13 protein-coding genes are annotated in these 16,673 nt (G+C 67.2%); 7 read left to right on the top strand and 6 right to left on the bottom strand.

Going from position 1 to position 16,673, the window contains the following annotated elements:
* Positions 1 to 75: 75 nt before the first annotated feature.
* The 4 genes from AC5P8D_RS05225 to AC5P8D_RS05210 all read right to left on the bottom strand — a co-directional run bounded on the left by AC5P8D_RS05225 (position 76) and on the right by AC5P8D_RS05210 (position 2,452).
* Entirely contained in the window at positions 76 to 537 is a 462-nt protein-coding gene (locus tag AC5P8D_RS05225) for a DUF4304 domain-containing protein (protein ID WP_049453511.1), read from the bottom strand.
* A 116-nt stretch (positions 538 to 653) separates the two neighbouring features.
* Entirely contained in the window at positions 654 to 1,235 is a 582-nt protein-coding gene (locus AC5P8D_RS05220; RefSeq protein WP_043398995.1) for an NAD(P)H-dependent oxidoreductase, read from the bottom strand.
* A gap of 55 nt (positions 1,236 to 1,290) precedes the next feature.
* Entirely contained in the window at positions 1,291 to 1,686 is a 396-nt protein-coding gene (locus AC5P8D_RS05215; protein WP_010482527.1) for a MerR family transcriptional regulator, read from the bottom strand.
* Between the two features lie 4 nt (positions 1,687 to 1,690).
* The gene (locus AC5P8D_RS05210; RefSeq protein ID WP_414610382.1) at positions 1,691 to 2,452 is read right to left on the bottom strand and encodes a 3-oxoacyl-ACP reductase; all 762 of its coding nucleotides are present in this window, start codon (positions 2,450 to 2,452) and stop codon (positions 1,691 to 1,693) included.
* Between the two features lie 90 nt (positions 2,453 to 2,542).
* On the opposite strand from AC5P8D_RS05210, the gene dapB reads away from it, so the two are divergent.
* The 5 genes from dapB to AC5P8D_RS05185 all read left to right on the top strand — a co-directional run bounded on the left by dapB (position 2,543) and on the right by AC5P8D_RS05185 (position 9,474).
* Positions 2,543 to 3,271, top strand: coding sequence for a 4-hydroxy-tetrahydrodipicolinate reductase (gene dapB / locus AC5P8D_RS05205; protein ID WP_029550629.1), 729 nt, complete (start codon positions 2,543 to 2,545; stop codon positions 3,269 to 3,271).
* A gap of 289 nt (positions 3,272 to 3,560) precedes the next feature.
* On the top strand, positions 3,561 to 4,688 hold the full coding sequence (gene carA, locus AC5P8D_RS05200) for a glutamine-hydrolyzing carbamoyl-phosphate synthase small subunit (protein ID WP_495203139.1): 1,128 nt from the start codon (positions 3,561 to 3,563) through the stop codon (positions 4,686 to 4,688).
* 148 nt (positions 4,689 to 4,836) lie between these two features.
* Positions 4,837 to 8,079, top strand: coding sequence for a carbamoyl-phosphate synthase large subunit (gene carB / locus AC5P8D_RS05195; RefSeq protein ID WP_019336240.1), 3,243 nt, complete (start codon positions 4,837 to 4,839; stop codon positions 8,077 to 8,079).
* Positions 8,080 to 8,087: 8 nt separating this feature from the next.
* Entirely contained in the window at positions 8,088 to 8,552 is a 465-nt protein-coding gene (gene greA, locus AC5P8D_RS05190) for a transcription elongation factor GreA (protein WP_026347191.1), read from the top strand.
* A gap of 4 nt (positions 8,553 to 8,556) precedes the next feature.
* Positions 8,557 to 9,474, top strand: coding sequence for a phosphoglycerate mutase (locus AC5P8D_RS05185; protein WP_043398987.1), 918 nt, complete (start codon positions 8,557 to 8,559; stop codon positions 9,472 to 9,474).
* 80 nt (positions 9,475 to 9,554) lie between these two features.
* Here AC5P8D_RS05185 and AC5P8D_RS05180 read toward each other — a convergent pair whose 3' ends face one another.
* Both AC5P8D_RS05180 and AC5P8D_RS05175 read right to left on the bottom strand, forming a co-directional pair.
* On the bottom strand, positions 9,555 to 10,613 hold the full coding sequence (locus tag AC5P8D_RS05180; protein ID WP_043398985.1) for a DUF1176 domain-containing protein: 1,059 nt from the start codon (positions 10,611 to 10,613) through the stop codon (positions 9,555 to 9,557).
* Positions 10,614 to 11,657, bottom strand: coding sequence for a DUF1176 domain-containing protein (locus AC5P8D_RS05175; protein ID WP_329764943.1), 1,044 nt, complete (start codon positions 11,655 to 11,657; stop codon positions 10,614 to 10,616).
* 121 nt (positions 11,658 to 11,778) lie between these two features.
* Here AC5P8D_RS05175 and recJ point away from each other — a divergent pair, with 121 nt between their 5' ends.
* A complete protein-coding gene (recJ, locus tag AC5P8D_RS05170) occupies positions 11,779 to 13,536 on the top strand; it encodes a single-stranded-DNA-specific exonuclease RecJ (protein WP_010482517.1) in 1,758 nt (585 codons plus the stop codon).
* Between the two features lie 145 nt (positions 13,537 to 13,681).
* Positions 13,682 to 16,591 (top strand): DUF2135 domain-containing protein, encoded by a 2,910-nt coding sequence (locus AC5P8D_RS05165; protein WP_159360091.1) that lies wholly within the window; start codon positions 13,682 to 13,684, stop codon positions 16,589 to 16,591.
* Positions 16,592 to 16,673: the final 82 nt, after the last annotated feature.

Raw genomic sequence — 16,673 nt, 5'->3', positions numbered from 1 at the left:
GCTTTTCCTGCGCTGGTGGGTGCGAACCCTGGTTCGCACGCTTGCGGGGTTCATTCCACGCATGGCGTGGATCTACTAGACCTCTTTGCGGATGATCGCCCGGAAGCGACCATCCTGATTCAATCGCCGCACCGATTCCCGGTTTCCATGGCTGGCCGCGAAGCCGGCCACGTCGGCAAGGGCAAAGAGCAGCAGGCCTTTCAGCGCGTCGCGGTTGCCGGCCTGCAGCAGATCTTCAAGATCCTGCTGGATGAAGGTCCGGCGCAGGCCTGGCGTCTCTTCGATCCGCCAGTCGACATGGGGCGTGGGAATGCTGGAGCGGTATCTGAAAGCCGTTTCAAGGTCGTCAGGCGCGAGGGGATACGCGAGCAGCTCTGGAAAGTAGAGTCCAGCATTCACATAGAAGCCCCGGTTTTCGTTGGCGCGTTGGTGATTCACGACAAGCAGGGCGGCATCCAGCAAGCGGTAGCGGGTCGTAGACGTTCCGGCAAAGCCGGTCTTCCTGGCGCACTTGCTGAAGACGGTCGAGGATTTCATGGGTTCTGCCTGGGCCGGAAGACGGGCCACAGCCTTGAGGCGCAGTGCCTGACGGTCAATTGGCAAACGCGACATCCGGAACACTGGCCAGCATTTCATCCACGCATGGCGTGGATCTACCGGGCGCGTGAGCCCAGCGCTGCTGCCAGCGCCAGCCACCGATTGCGTTGCTCCGGCGAGCTGCTGCGTACCGCGCCCACGCGGCTGACCCGCACCGGGCGGATGCCGCAGAACTGCAGGATGGTGGCGCGGATCTGGCTGATGCCCGGGTCGCGGTAGATCCAGCGGTAATACCAGGGCGGCGTGTCCAGGGTGGTGATCACCCGTGCGCTGCGTCCGGCCAGCAGCCGGTCCCACCACACCGAATCGCGCCGGTAGCGGAAGGCGTACCCCGGCAGCAGCACGCGATCGAAGAAGCCCTTCAGCAGGGCCGGCATTGCACCCCACCAGGTGGGGTAGACCAGCACCAGATGATCGCAGGCTTCGATCGCCTCGGCGGCGTCCTGCAGATCGGCTTCAAGTGGCTGGATCTGGCGGTAGCCGTGGCGCAGCACCGGGTCGAATTCAAGGTCGCCCAGTGCGATCAGGCGCACCCGGTGGCCGGCATTCTCCGCGGCCGTGGCATAGCGTTGGGCGAGGGCACCACACAGGCTGTCACGGTCAGGATGGCCGAGCAGGATCAGGACGGAACGGGACACGGCAACCTCGGGCAATGGAAAGTGCGCGAGGTTGGGGTCTGCCCCAGGGGCAGAGTCAAACCGGGGTGGTGCAGCCGCTGGGATCCAGGATGCAGTCGCCGCTGCCGGAGTGCAGCCACTGCTGCAGTTCGTCGCTGACCTGCTGCAGGGCGAGCTCGACCTGCGCCAGCCGCGCCCGTTCGCTGGCTATGCGTGTGCGCTGCTGTTCCAGCAAGGCCAGCACCGCAGGCCAGTCGAGCCGCCCGTCGCGGCCCTGCAGGCGCGAGATCGCCGCCAGGGTGATACCCAGCGCCAGTGCCTGGCGGATCAGCTGCACCCAGGCCACGTCCTGTTCGCTGTAGTCGCGATAGCGGTTCAGTCGTGGCACCGGCGGCAACAGGCCACGCGCCTCGTATAGTCGGATGGCCTTGGCGCTGGCACCGGTCAGGCGGCTGACCTCGGAGATGCGCATCGGTTCAGTTCCGCACCAGTCCGCCATCGACCACCAGGTTCTGGCCGGTCACCGCGCGCGACCAGGGGCTGGCGAAGAAGAGCGCGGCATCGGCGAATTCGGCCGGTGTGGTGACGCTGCGCAGTGGCGTGTTGGCGGCGATGTAGTCGAACACCGCTTCGGGCGTGGCGGCGCTGGCATCGGTGGTGCGCAGCAGGCCACCGGACAGCATGTTCACGGTGATGCCATGCGGGCCGAGGTCGCCGGCCAGGGTGCGGGTCAGCGACAGCAGTGCGGCCTTGGCGGCGGTGTAGTCGTGGTAGGGCACGACCGGGTTCTGGAAAAGGTTGGTGCCGATGTTGATCACCCGGCCGAAGCGACGGGCCTGCATGCCGGGCAGGGCCGCCTGCACGGTGTTCAGCGCGCCGCGCACGCTGCCCTCGAACTGTGCCTGGAAGGCGGGCCAACCGATGGTGGCGGCACTGTCGCGGGCATCACCATTGAACGAGAACGCTGCGAGTGCGTTGTTGACCACCGTGGTGACGCCCTGGCCGAAGTGGGCCAGGGCGTGCTGCAGCATCGCATCGACCTGGCGGCGATCAGTGACGTCGGCCGGGAGTGCGATCGCCTGTCCGCCCAGCTCGGCGGCCAGCGCCCGAGCGGTGCCTTCGCTGTGGTGGTAGTTGACGATGACGCGCGCACCCTGTGCAGCGAAAGCACGGGCGATGTGCTGGCCAAGTCCGCGTCCGCCACCGGTGACCAGCACCAGCTGTTCGCTGATCTGCATGAGGGAGCTGCCATCCATTGCATGAAAGGGCATGCAGCGTAGCAGCGATGGCGCTTGCCCGAGCGGGCTTGCTGCCGCTAGCCTTCAGGCATGAACCAGACTCCCCTGCGATTGCTCATTCACGGTGCCTCCGGGCGCATGGGCCAGGCCCTGCTGCGGCTGGCCGCCGAACATCCCGAAACCCTGCAGATCGTGGCCGCAGTGGCCGGCCGTGCGCCGGCGCAGCGCGTGGTCGACGGCGTGCCGTTCTTCGGTGCCAGCGAACTGCCCGGCGCGCCGGTGTTCGACGTGGCGATCGACTTCAGCCTGCCGGAGGGTTTCGACCCGATGCTGGCGTTGTGCGTGGAGCGGGGTGCCGGGCTGGTGTCGGGCACCACCGGGATCTCCAGCACGCAGCGCCAGGCGCTGGACGCGGCGGCTGCGAAGATCCCGCTGGTCTGGGCCTCCAACTTCAGCCTGGGCGTGGCGGTGCTGGACGAGTTGGTCGAGCGCGCGGCGCAGGCGTTGGCCGGCTGGGACTGTGACATCGTCGAGTCGCACCACACCCAGAAGAAGGATGCGCCGTCGGGCACCGCGCTGACCCTGGGCGCGGCAGCGCAGCGGGGTGGGGCGGAACCGCATTACGCCAGCCTGCGCGCCGGTGACATCGTCGGCGAGCACCTGGTGCAGTTCACTGGGCTGGGCGAGCGCATCGAGCTGGTGCACCGGGCCACCAACCGCGACATCTTCGCCCGCGGCGCGCTGTTCGCCGCCCGCCAGCTGCAGGGCCGGGCTCCGGGCAGCTACCGGGTGCGGGATCTACTGGACGGGCCGCGTTAACCGGTAGCGCCGGGCCGTGCCCGGCGTCGGTGTCGGTTCCGCCGGGCATGGCCCGGCGCTACCAGCGGGCGCCGCATACGCCGCCGGATTGAAATGAATACGCAATCGCCTGTTCATCAAGCGCGATAACCGCTGGCGCGAGCGCCCCGGCAGCGCTACAATTCGCACTCGCCGAATCACGAAAGCCGGACCGGTCCCAGACCGTACGTCCGCGCTTTTTTGCAACCGGATTTCCGTGAAGCGCAGGCGTGACTTCGGCAGCCCCCTCGGTAGCCAAAGTGAGATTCCCGTGACCCAAGCCGCAATCCTCGTCCTCGAAGACGGCACCGTATTCGAGGGCGAATCCGTAGGCGCGCCCGGCCTGTCCGTCGGTGAGGTGGTGTTCAACACCGCCATGACCGGCTACCAGGAAGTGCTGACCGACCCGTCCTACGCCCGGCAGATGGTCACGCTGACCTATCCGCATATCGGTAACACCGGCATGACCGACCAGGACAATGAAGCGTCCAAGGTGTGGTCGGCCGGCCTGATCGTGCGCGACGTTCCCCGCCGTCCCAGCAACTGGCGCAGCCAGGTGTCGCTGCAGGACTGGCTGATCCAGCGCGGCGTGGTCGCCATCGCCGGCATCGACACCCGCAAGCTGACCCGCATCCTGCGCGAGAAGGGCGCGCAGAACGGCGCACTGATGGCCGGCGACATCGACGTGGAAAAGGCACTGGAAGCCGCCCGCAAGTTCCCGGGGCTGAAGGGCATGGATCTGGCCAAGGTTGTCACTACCGAGAAGACCTACACCTGGACCGAGGGCCAGCTGGACCTGGATGCCAACGCCTTCGTCAGCGTGCCGTCCCGGTTCAAGGTCGTGGCTTACGACTTCGGCGTGAAGACCAACATCCTGCGCATGCTGGCCGAGCGTGGCTGCGAAGTGACCGTGGTACCGGCGCAGACTCCGGCCGCCGAAGTGCTGGCGCTGAAGCCGGACGGCGTGTTCCTGTCCAATGGCCCGGGTGACCCGGAACCGTGCGGCTACGCCATCGAAGCGATCAAGACCTTCATCGACGTGAAGATCCCGACCTTCGGCATCTGCCTGGGCCACCAGTTGCTGGGCCTGGCCTCGGGCGCGCAGACCATGAAGATGGGCCACGGCCACCACGGTGCCAACCACCCGGTGCAGGACCTGGACAGCGGCCGGGTGATGATCACCTCGCAGAACCACGGCTTCGCGATCGATGAAGCGACCCTGCCGCCGACCCTGCGCGTGACCCACCGTTCGCTGTTCGACGGCACCAACCAGGGCGTGGCCCGCACCGACGTGCCGGCGTTCTCGTTCCAGGGCCACCCGGAAGCGTCGCCGGGCCCGACCGACGTCGGTCCGTTGTTCGACCGCTTCGTGGTGCTGATGGAGCAGGCCAAGGCGTGATCAGTACGCCGCCGGTCCCCCGGTGGCGTCGCGATGGACCGTAAACCCCGCATCGCTGCTGCCCCCGGCGCGGCGCTGCGGATCAAGATTCCTGATCGACAGCGTGCGATCACCCCCCTTGTCACGCTGTACTGACTTAGAGAAGAAAATGCCCAAGCGCACTGACCTCAAGACCATCCTCATCATCGGTGCTGGCCCGATCGTCATCGGCCAGGCCTGCGAGTTCGACTACTCCGGCGCCCAGGCCTGCAAGGCCCTGCGTGACGAGGGTTACCGCGTGGTGCTGGTCAACAGCAACCCGGCCACGATCATGACCGACCCGGAGATGGCCGACGCCGTCTACATCGAGCCGATCAACTGGCAGACGGTCGAGAAGATCATCGCCAAGGAAAAGCCCGACGCGCTGCTGCCGACCATGGGTGGCCAGACCGCGCTGAACTGCGCGCTGGACCTGGCCGACAACGGCGTGCTGGAGAAGTACAACGTCGAACTGATCGGCGCCAAGCGCGAAGCGATCCGCATGGCCGAAGACCGCGAGCTGTTCCGCGTGGCCATGGGTGAGATCGGCCTGGAATGCCCGACCGCCGCCGTCGCCCACACCCTGGACGAAGCGCTGGAGATCCAGACCCGCGTCGGCTACCCGACCATCATCCGCCCCAGCTTCACCCTGGGCGGCAGCGGTGGCGGCATTGCCTACAACCGCGAAGAGCTGGTCGAGATCGTCAGCCGCGGCCTGGAACTGTCGCCGACCACCGAAGTGCTGGTGGAAGAGTCGGTGCTGGGCTGGAAGGAATTCGAGATGGAAGTGGTCCGCGATACTGCGGACAACTGCATCATCGTCTGCTCGATCGAAAACCTGGACCCGATGGGCGTGCACACCGGTGACTCGATCACTGTGGCGCCGGCGCAGACCCTGACCGACAAGGAATACCAGCGCCTGCGCGATGCCTCCATCGCCGTGCTGCGCAAGATCGGTGTCGATACCGGTGGCTCGAACGTGCAGTTCGGCATCAACCCGAAGACCGGCCGCGTGGTGGTCATCGAGATGAACCCGCGCGTGTCGCGTTCCTCGGCGCTGGCCTCTAAGGCCACCGGCTTCCCGATCGCCAAGGTCGCCGCGAAGCTGGCCGTGGGCTACACCCTGGACGAACTGAAGAACGAAATTACCGGTGGCCTGACCCCGGCCTCGTTCGAGCCGTCCATCGACTACGTCGTCACCAAGATCCCGCGCTTCGCCTTCGAGAAGTTCCCGGCTGCCGATGCACGCCTGACCACCCAGATGAAGTCGGTGGGCGAGGTGATGGCGATGGGCCGCACTTTCCAGGAGTCGGTGCAGAAGGCCCTGCGCGGCCTGGAAACCGGCAAGGTCGGCTTCGACCCGACCGGCCTGGACCTGAGCAACGAAGAAGACCTGCAGACCCTGCGTCGCGAGCTGAAGGCGCCGGGTCCGGAGCGCCTGTTCTTCGTCGCCGATGCGTTCCGCGCTGGCATGAGCGTGGAAGAGATCTACGCACTGTCGTTCATCGATCATTGGTTCCTGGACCAGATCGAGGAAATCATTGCCGCGGAAACCGCCGTCGCCGCCGATGGCATCGACGCGCTGGACGCTGCGCGCCTGCGCAAGCTGAAGCGTGCCGGTTTCTCCGACGCCCGCCTGGCGCAGCTGACCGGCACCAACGAAGCGGCCATCCGCGCGCTGCGCCGTGCGCACAAGGTACGTCCGGTCTACAAGCGCGTTGACTCCTGTGCCGGTGAGTTCTCCACCGGTACCGCCTACCTATACTCGACCTACGAGGACGAGTGCGAGGCCGCGCCGAGCAACCGCGACAAGATCATGATCCTGGGCGGTGGCCCGAACCGCATCGGCCAGGGCATCGAGTTCGACTACTGCTGCGTGCACGCGGCACTGGCGCTGCGCGAGGATGGCTATGAAACCATCATGGTCAACTGCAACCCGGAAACCGTGTCGACCGACTACGACACCTCCGACCGCCTGTACTTCGAACCGCTGACCCTGGAAGACGTGCTGGAAATCGTCGAGCTGGAACAGCCGAAGGGCGTGATCGTGCAGTACGGCGGCCAGACCCCGCTGAAGCTGGCGCGCGCGCTGGAAGCCAACGGCGTGCCGGTGATCGGCACCAGCCCGGACTCGATCGACCTGGCCGAAGACCGTGAGCGCTTCCAGCAGCTGGTCGACAAGCTGGGCCTGAAGCAGCCGCCGAACCGCATCGCCCGCAACGACCAGGAAGCCCTGCTGCTGGCCCGCGAGATCGGCTACCCGCTGGTGGTGCGCCCGAGCTACGTGCTGGGCGGCCGTGCGATGGAGATCGTCTACGGCGAAGCCGACCTTGCCCGCTACGTGCGCGACGCGGTGAAGGTGTCCAACGATTCGCCGGTGCTGCTGGACCGCTTCCTCGACAACGCCGTCGAGTGCGACGTCGACATCATCGCCGACAAGGATGGCAACGTCCTGATCGGTGGCGTGATGGAGCACATCGAAGAAGCTGGCGTGCACTCGGGCGATTCCTCCTGCTCGCTGCCGCCGTACTCGCTGTCGGCTGAAACCCAGGCCGAACTGCGCCGCCAGGTGGTGGAGCTGGCCAAGGCCCTGAACGTGGTCGGCCTGATGAACACCCAGTTCGCGATCCAGACCAGCGACGAAGGTTCCGACACCATCTACCTGCTGGAAGTGAACCCGCGTGCCTCGCGCACCGTGCCGTTCGTGTCCAAGGCCACCGGCATGCCGCTGGCCAAGATCGCCGCCCGTTGCATGGCTGGCAAGAGCCTGGCCGAGCAGGGTGCAACCAAGGAAATCGTGCCGGACTATTACTCGGTGAAGGAAGCGATCTTCCCGTTCGCCAAGTTCCAGGGCGTCGATCCGATCCTCGGGCCGGAGATGCGCTCCACCGGTGAAGTGATGGGCGTAGGCCGCACCTTCAACGCCGCCTTCGCGCGTGCGCAGGAAGCCGGTGGCATCAAGGCGCCGCCGGTCGGCAAGGCCTTCGTTTCGGTGCGTGATCCGGACAAGAAGCGCGTGCTGCCGGTGGCCAAGGCGCTGCTGGCGCGTGGCTACAGCCTGGTCGCCACCCGTGGCACCGCCGCGTGGCTGCAGCAGCATGGCATGGACTGCGAGATCATCAACAAGGTGGTCGAAGGCCGTCCTCACATCGTCGACTCGATCAAGAACGGCGAGATCGTCTACATCGTCAACACGACCGAAGGTCGTTCGGCGATCAACGACTCGTTCTCGATCCGTCGCGAGGCACTGCAGCATCGCGTCACCTACTCGACCACCATTGCCGGCGCCAAGGCGCTGGTGGATTCACTGGAATTCCGCGGCACCGGCCCCGTCTGGTCGCTGCAGGAGCTGCACAAGGAGTTGAATGCATGAGAGCCCCCATCACGATGAAGGGCGCGCAGAAGCTGCGCGACGAACTGGATCACCTGAAGTCGGTCAAGCGCCCGAAGGTGATCGCCGCGATCGCCGAGGCGCGTGAGCACGGTGACCTGAAGGAGAACGCCGAGTACCATGCGGCGCGCGAGGAACAGGGCTTCATCGAAGGCCGCATCAAGCAGCTGGAAGGTGAGCTGTCGCACGCCGAAATCATCGACGTGAGCAAGCTCAATGCCGGCTCCAAGGTGGTGTTCGGCGCCAGCGTGACGCTGGCCGACGTGGAAACCGACGAAGAGAAGAAGTACCAGATCGTTGGTGACCTGGAAGCGGACATCAAGCTGGGCCTGATCGCGATTTCCTCGCCGGTGGCGCGCGCGATGATCGGCAAGCTGGAAGGCGATTCGATCGTGATCGACGCCCCGGCCGGCCAGCGCGAGTACGAGATCGTCAGCGTCAGCTACGTGGACTGACCACGTGGCGACGGCGACCCTGCTGTTGCCTGCACGCAGCCGCTTTGCCGCGGCTGCGCTGGCGGACGATGTGGCGCGTGCGCTCGGCCGTGCCACGACGGCGCAGGTCGCACCGGGCGAACGCGCACAACTGACGCGCCATTTCACGGTTGCCGCGCCGCACTGGCCGGTGGCCGCGTTGACCCGCCAGCGCGACGTCGGCGATGCAGCCGGCGCCTGCTGGCTGCGTGCCGACCCGGCCTGCATGGTGCCGGACATGCACGGCGCGCGGATGATGGCCTACGGCGAGACGCTGCGGCCGACCTTGGCGGACTGCCTGGCCCTGTTGCCGGTGCTGCAGCCGCTGTTTGCCGATGCCGGATTCGTGCTCGACGCACCGGATCCTTCGCGCTGGTACCTGCGGCTTCCGATCGACCTGGCCCTGCCGGACTTCGACAGTCCGGACGAGGTGCTGGGCGATGACCTGTTCTCTCACCTGCCCGAAGGCGAGGGCGGCCGCCGCTGGCGGGCGCTGATGACCGAAGCGCAGGTACTGCTGCACAACCATTCCTGGAACCAGCAGCGCGCCGCGCAGGGACAACAGCCGATCAATTCGCTGTGGTTCTGGGGCGGTGGCGTGATGCCGGTGTCGGTCAGCACGCCGCACGCACAGGTGCGAAGCCGCGATGCCCTGTTGCAGGGCCTGGCCCTGGCGGCTGGCGTCGCCGTGGACGGCGAGCAGGCGGTGGATGCATTGGTGGATCTGCGCCAGCTGCGTTCCCTGCAGCAGCTCGGCAATGAAGCGATCCGTCCGCTGCTGGCCGCGCTCAAGCGTGGTGAGCTGCAGCGGCTGGTGCTGGATTTCGAAGACGGCCTGCAGTTCCAGCTGGACCGTGGACAGCGCTGGCAGTTCTGGAAGAAGCCGCGCCAGCTGCACGATTGAAGCCGACGCTGCGCGCTGCCGCACAGCCACGGGTGCTGCTGATTCCCCCTGTAGCGCCGAGCCCATGCTCGGCTTCATCACTACTGGACTTCTGTAACGTAGGTCGGCAATGACCAGTGCCTGCGGCTCCGGGTTGAGCAGTATTCACCCAAATACGTCGCGCTCAGGACAAGGCGCGAGCCATCCCAGGCCCAGTGCCGGTTCGTGCCGCAGGGATCGGTGTCGGTCACAGAACCTTCTTCAAGGAATACGGCATACGGATAGAGCGGAAACAGCGTGCTCGCGGTGATCAGCGTGGGCGAAAACGGTGGGCGGTCGCGGATCAGCCATGCACCTGCGGACACGATGTAGCGGTCGGTTGCGCAATTCAACAGCGCCAGGACATGGTTGGTATCTACCCGTTCGATACGGAGTTGGCGCGACGACATCCGGTCGCACGCATTTCCCGCAGCGGCCACCGGTTGCAGCTGCTGCAGCAGATCCGACCGCTCGGCCAGCTGCGCGTCGCCTTCCTGTGCTTCGACCAGAAGCGGCGGTGCCTTCAGGGGTGGCGCGGTAACCGCAGCCGGGACCTTCGATTCCGGCTGTGAGCCCTTGCGCACCAGCGCGCCAGGCGTATCCAGCCGACCCTGTACTTCGTCCATCTTCAGCAGCAGCGTGTGGATGCCCCGGTCGGACAGCGGCCACGCGTTGCCCGAAGCGTCGCTCATCTCGACGCGCTTGCCCGCCAGCAGGGCCTCGATCATGGCGGTCACGTAGTGCGTGGGCAGCTCCAGGCCAGAGTCGAGTGCTTCGCTGTGGCCGATGGCACCGAGGTCCTCTCCGTCCACGTGCAGGTGCAACGTTCCTTCGGGTGCTACCGCCGCAGGGGTTGGTGGCACGTCCTCGCCGCCTTCGGCCATCGACAGCCGGGCGGTGACCGCCGCGCTTGGCCCGCCGCTGCGCCCGATCAGCGCGCTCAGCATCAGCGGCGCCAATGGACCGTAGGCTGCCAGCCGGCAGGTGCGGGTGTTGTCGCAGGCCATCACGCCGTCGCCTTCCACGAACGATATGCCAACCGGCTCTGTGGCCGTGGCCGTCGATGCCAGTGTCAGCAACGCCAACAGGAGTGGCGTGCGTAACAGTGAAGATGCGTGCATTCAACGCACCTCGCTGATCAGGGTTGGCAGCATCCAGTGTCCGCCCGGTATGCCGCGACACAGGCCCGTACTGAAAGCGCTGCTGGGCTGGAATCTGCGGCCGTCCCATACCCAGTCCGAGCCGGAAACACAGTCGCCAATGCCACGGCCCTTGTAGCGTGCGTAGAGCGTGCGTTCGGCGCGCGAGAAGCCCTCTGCCTCCAGCGTGATCGTCTGCGGGGCAAACGGCGGCTGATCACGCGCGATCCAGAAGCCATTGCTGTAGTTGTACGCCCCCATCTGGCACAGCGCCTGCACCAGTACATGGTGCTCGTCCAGCCGCTCGATCACCATTTCCGGGGTGCCCGTGTACTCGATCAGGCGCGGACAGTCGTCACTGTCGCCGAGCGTGGCGATCACGGCATCGCGCAGCGCTTCGCTGCTTCCCAGTTCGCTGTCTCCGGAACGTGGCGCCACCAGCGCCGCGCTCACGATCACCGGCTTGGCGTATGCAGCCGGCACTCTGGTTTCGGCGCGCGTGCCACGCCGCACCAGGGCGCCGGGTGTACCGATCCTTCCCTGTGTCTCGTCCATTTTCAGCAGTACGGCGGCAGCCCCACGGTCGGAAATCGGCCAGCGTGTGCCGTTGTTGTCGATGACCTCGATGCGGGCCCGGCCGGGCAGGGCGGCGAGCAGTGCTTCAACCTGCGCGGGACGCAGCGTCACGGCCTCGTCGGCGCCGGTGTCCTGCACCGGGCCCAGATCACGGTCGTTCACCAGCAGGCGCATCGCTCCTTCAGGCATTGCGCTTTCGCCATCCTCGCCCACCCGCAGCCGCGCCTTCACTGTTGTACCGGGACCGCCGGCACGTTCCAACATCAGGCCCAGCAGGCTGTCTGCGTTTTCCGGTCCATAACCCGCGGCACGGCAGGTGCCGGTGTTGTCGCAGGCCAGGAACCAGTCGTGGTGCACGAACTCGATACCGGGTGTGACCGGCGTGTTTGCGGCATGACTGGCAAGCGGCAGCAGCAGGCCTACAATCAGTGCGCTCAGCGGGCGGTACATGGCGAATTCCGTTTCAGAAGCGAACAAGCATGGGCGATGGCCGCGCCTGCGCCAAGCCCGGGAAGAGCCGGGCACGCCGAGCGGGTATCATGCGCGGGTCTTCCGTCACCCGGCGATGCCGATGTCCCTTGCCGCCGATGCTGTGCAGTCATCTCCTGATACGCCGACGATCCGCCGCCGCGATGCGGTCGCGCCCGGAAGCTGGCCGGAGGGCACGCTGCCGCTGCTGGCGCGCCTGTACGCTGCACGCGGCGCGCATACCCCGGAGCTCGCGCAGCCGAAACTGGGCAATCTGCACGCCCCCGAGCTGCTGACCGGCATCGACGATGCGGTGGGCTTGCTGGTCGAGGCCATCGCCAACGACAAGCGCATCCTGGTGGTCGGCGATTTCGATTGCGATGGTGCCACCGCCTGCGCGGTCGGCGTGCGTGGCCTGCGCATGCTCGGCGCGCAGCATGTCTTCCACGCGGTGCCCAACCGCATGGTGCACGGCTACGGCCTGTCGCCGTCACTGGTGGAAGAGCTGGCCGCGCTGCAGCCGGACCTGCTGGTCACGGTCGACCACGGCATTGCCTGCCACGCCGGTGTCATCGCGGCCAAGGCGCGTGGCTGGCAGGTGCTGGTCACCGATCACCATCTTCCCGGTCCGCAGTTGCCGCCGGCCGATGTCATCGTCGATCCGAATCTGGACGGCGACGCCTTCCCCAGTAAATCGCTGGCAGGCGTCGGCGTGATCTTCTACGTGCTGATGGCGCTGCGCCGGCAGATGCGCGAAGCCGGTGTCTTTGCCGATGGCAAGGGACCTGACCTGACCACGCTGCTGGACCTGGTGGCGGTCGGCACCGTCGCCGACCTGGTGGCGCTGGATCCGAACAACCGTGCGCTGGTCAGTGCGGGCCTGCGCCGTCTGCGCGCAGGGCAGGGTTGTGTCGGCCTGCGTGCGCTGATCGAAGCCAGTGGCCGTGACGCCACGCGACTGACGGCCACCGATATTGGCTTCGCACTCGGCCCACGCCTGAACGCGGCGGGCCGGCTGGAAGACATGGCGCTGGGCATCGCGCTGCTGCTGACCGAAGACCCACGGCAGGCGCGCGAGATCGCGCAGACGCTGGAGCAGATCAATGCGGAACGGCGCGCCGTGCAGCAGTCGATGACTGACGACGCCGAGCAGGCGTTGACCCGTGTGGTGCTGGACATGGCCGGCCAGCGCCCGGTGGCTGCCTGCCTGTTCGACGCGGACTGGCATCCGGGCGTGGTCGGTCTGGTTGCATCGAAGATGAAGGATCGCCTGCATCGCCCGGTGATCGCCTTCGCACCGGCCGAGCCGGGCGCCGACACCCTGCGTGGCTCGGCGCGCTCGATCCCCGGCCTGCATATCCGTGACGCACTGGCATTGGTCGATGCGCGCCATCCGGGCTTGATCGAACGCTTCGGCGGCCACGCCATGGCGGCCGGCCTCAGCCTGCGCCTCGATCACGTCGATGACTTCAAGGCGGCCTTCGTCGCCGTGGTGCTGGAAATGCTCGACCCGGCCGCGCTCCAGCAGCAGGTACTCAGCGACGGCGAACTGGCGGCGGACGAACTCGACCATCGCCACGCCGACGCGCTGCGTCTTGCTGGACCGTGGGGCCAAGGCTTCCCCGAGCCGCTGTTCGACGGCCACTTCGAAGTGGCCAACTGGCGCGTGCTGAAGGAACGCCACCTCAAGCTGGAACTGCGCCTGCCAGGCGTACCCGGCACGATCAACGCGATCCACTTCGGCGGCTGGCACGGGAACGCGCCGGGCCGCCACGTGCATCTCGCCTACCGGCTCGCCTGCGATGACTATCGCGGCGGCAGCGCCATCCAGCTGATTGTGGAGCACAGCCTCCCCGCTTGAAGAAAAAGGGACGGAGGGGATCAAGTCGTTTTTGCCTTGTTTGCCATTGCGACTTGATCCCCTCCGTCCCCTTTTTTGGGACCCCGCCAACCCCGTTCCGGCAGCTCGTGCGTTCAACGGTCTACGATCCCACTGGAGTCCGGTCATGGTCTTCGCCCGATGCTGCACTGTGTTGTTGCTGGCCCTTGTGGCCTGCCCCGCTGGCGCGCAGTCGCCGCCGATCTCCCGGCCGCAGGCCGCCACGCCGCTGCTGATCGCGCCGGCCGCCGAACAACCGGTGCAGCTGCAGCGCGCACGCATCGAGGGCGAAGTCCAGGCGGGCATCGCCCAGACCCGGATCACCCTGGAATTCCATAACCCGAACCGGCGCGTGCTGGAAGGTGAGCTGCAGTTCCCGCTGGGCGACGGTCAGCAGATCAGCGGCTTCGCGCTGGATATCAACGGCGAGATGCGTGACGCGGTGCCGGTGCCCAAGGACCGCGGTCGTCAGGTATTCGAGGAGATTGCCCGCCGCGGCGTCGACCCGGGCCTGCTGGAACAGACCGCTGGCAACCAGTTCCGCCTGCGCATCTACCCGCTGCCGGCCGGCGGCAGTCGGCGCGTGCAGCTGGTGATGCGTGAGCCGTTGGCCTTCGACGGCCACGGCTGGCAATGGACGCTGCCGCTGCAGTTCGCCGCCGGTGCAGCCTCGGTTGAACTGAAGCTGCAGGCCCCGGGCGCGACGGCCGCGGGTACGGCGCCATTCCGTATCAGCGCGGGCCAGCTGCAGTGGCAGGGCAGGGGCGCGCAGTTGCCGAAGCAGCTGCAGTGGAGCCTGCCCGCAGCACGTCAGGCGCAGGTCCAGGTGGCGCCCTGGCAGGACGGGCACTACCTGTTGGCGCAGCTGCAGGTGTCGACCGGCAGCACGCCGCGCACGTTGCCCCGCGAGATCGGCCTGCTGTGGGATGGCTCCGGCTCGGGTGGGCAGCGTGACCGCACGCGCGAGTTCGCCCTGCTGGATCGGTACTTCGCCGCGATGGGTGACGGCACCGTGGCGTTGACCGTGCTGCGCGATCGCGCCGAACAGGTGCGTCGATTCCGTATCCGCGCCGGCAACTGGAGTGAACTGCGCGCAGCCCTGCAGGCCGTGCGCCCGGACGGTGCCAGCGCGCTGGCACAGTGGCAGCCGCAGCCGGGCGTGAAGGAATACCTGCTGGTCAGCGATGGCCTGCTGACCTATGGGCCGGAACAGCTACCGGCGATGGTGGCGGATCAACGCCTGTTTGCGATCAGCAGCGCCGGTGCGCGCACCGATGCCGTGCGACTGCGTGGTTGGAGCGAAGCGCATGGTGGCCGCTTTGTTGCACTGGGTGAGGATGTCGATGCAGCGGCGCGCGAGCTGCTGTCGTCGCCGTTGGATGTGCAGGTCGATGCGGGGCGCGGCGTGCAGGACGTGGTGATCGATCGTCGCAGTGAAGCCCAGGGCTGGCTGTGGCTGCACGCACGACTGGCCGCCGACGGTGTGCCGATGCGGGTGCGCGTGGGTGGCGGCGAATGGCAGGCGCTGCCGGCCACGCAGAAAAGCGATGACGGCGAACTGCTGGCCGGCCTGTGGGCGCAGGCGCGCCTGCAGCAACTGGCCGTCGACCGCCGCAGCAACCGTGAGGCCATGCAGCGCCTGTCCCAGCAGTTTGGCCTGGTGGGGCCGGATACCTCGCTGATCGTGCTGGAGACACTGGACGACTACCTGCGCTATGCGATCCGCCCGTCCGGCAAACTGCGCGCCGAGTACGATGCCCGCTTCGCGAGGCAGGTGAGCGATCGCGCCGCTGCAGATCGCCAGCGCCTGGATGAAGTGGCGGCACACTGGAAGGAGCGCCAGCAGTGGTGGAACCGCAGCTGGCCGAAGGGAATGCCGCCGCAGCCGAAGGGCGGGGCACTGGAAGTTGCCTCCGCGGACTACGCGATGGAATCGGCGCCGGTGGCGACGCTCGCCGCGCCTGCCCCTGCGGCACCGCCCGCCCCGGCACCGATGGCCGCCGCCGAGCAGCGCATGGAAGCCAGCAGCGCGCGTGCACGTCGCTCGGCGCCTGCATCGAACAAGGCCCTGGATTCAATCACGGTCACGGGTGGCCGTGTCGCTGCGCCCGCTGCCGCCAACGAGGGCGAGCTCGGCATCCAGCTGGCGGCCTGGCAGCCGGACTCGGCCATCGCCCGGCGCCTGCGCCAGGGCCCGGCGTCGCAACTGTATGACCGCTACCTGGCCGAGCGCGATGCCCATGCCGACAGCAGCGCATTCTTCCTCGACGTGGCCGACCTGCTGCTGGCGCAGGGTCAGCGCGACCTGGCACTGCGCGTGTTGTCGAACCTGGCCGAGATGGACCTGGACAACCGCCACCTGCTGCGCGTGCTCGGTTACCGACTGATGCAGGCCGATGCTCCCGCGCTGGCGGTGCCGGTGTTCGAGCAGGTGCTGGCGATGGGCCAGGAGGAACCGCAGAGCTTCCGCGACCTCGGCCTGGCACTGGCGGCGGCCGGCAAGCCGCAGCAGGCGCTGGCGCCGCTGTACCAGGTGGTGGTGCGGCCGTGGGACAGCCGCTTCGATGGCATCGCCCTGATCGCATTGGATGAACTGACGAACCTGGTGGCCCGCAGCACGCCCCGGCTGGATACCACCGGCATCGACCCGCGCCTGCTGCAGGCGATGCCGCTGGACCTGCGGGTGGTGCTGTCGTGGGATGCCGACAACAGCGACATGGACCTGTGGGTGACCGACCCGAACGGCGAGCGCGCCTACTACGGCAACCGCCTGACCTACCAGGGCGGGCAGATGTCGCAGGACTTCACCGGCGGCTATGGTCCCGAGCAGTTCTCGCTACGCAACGCCAAGCCGGGCAAGTACAAGGTGGAGGCGAACTACTTCGGCAGCCGCCAGCAGCTGGTGACCGGGGCGACGACGCTGATGCTGCGCCTGACCACCCACTGGGGCACGTCGAAGCAGAAGGACCAGATGGTCACGATGCGGTTGAAGGACCGAGCCGAAACCGTGCTGGTGGGCGAGTTCGAGGTGCGTTGACCGCTCGCACGCCCGTATGGAGTCGAGCGCGCTCGACCACGTTGGTATAGAGCCGAGCCCATGCTCGGCTCATGGCAGAGGC

The sequence above is a fragment of the Stenotrophomonas sp. YJH_SMC_101-4 genome, from assembly GCF_059370395.1.
The sequence above is the reverse complement of the archived record's forward strand: the minus strand, read 5'-3'. Positions and strand labels throughout refer to the sequence as shown.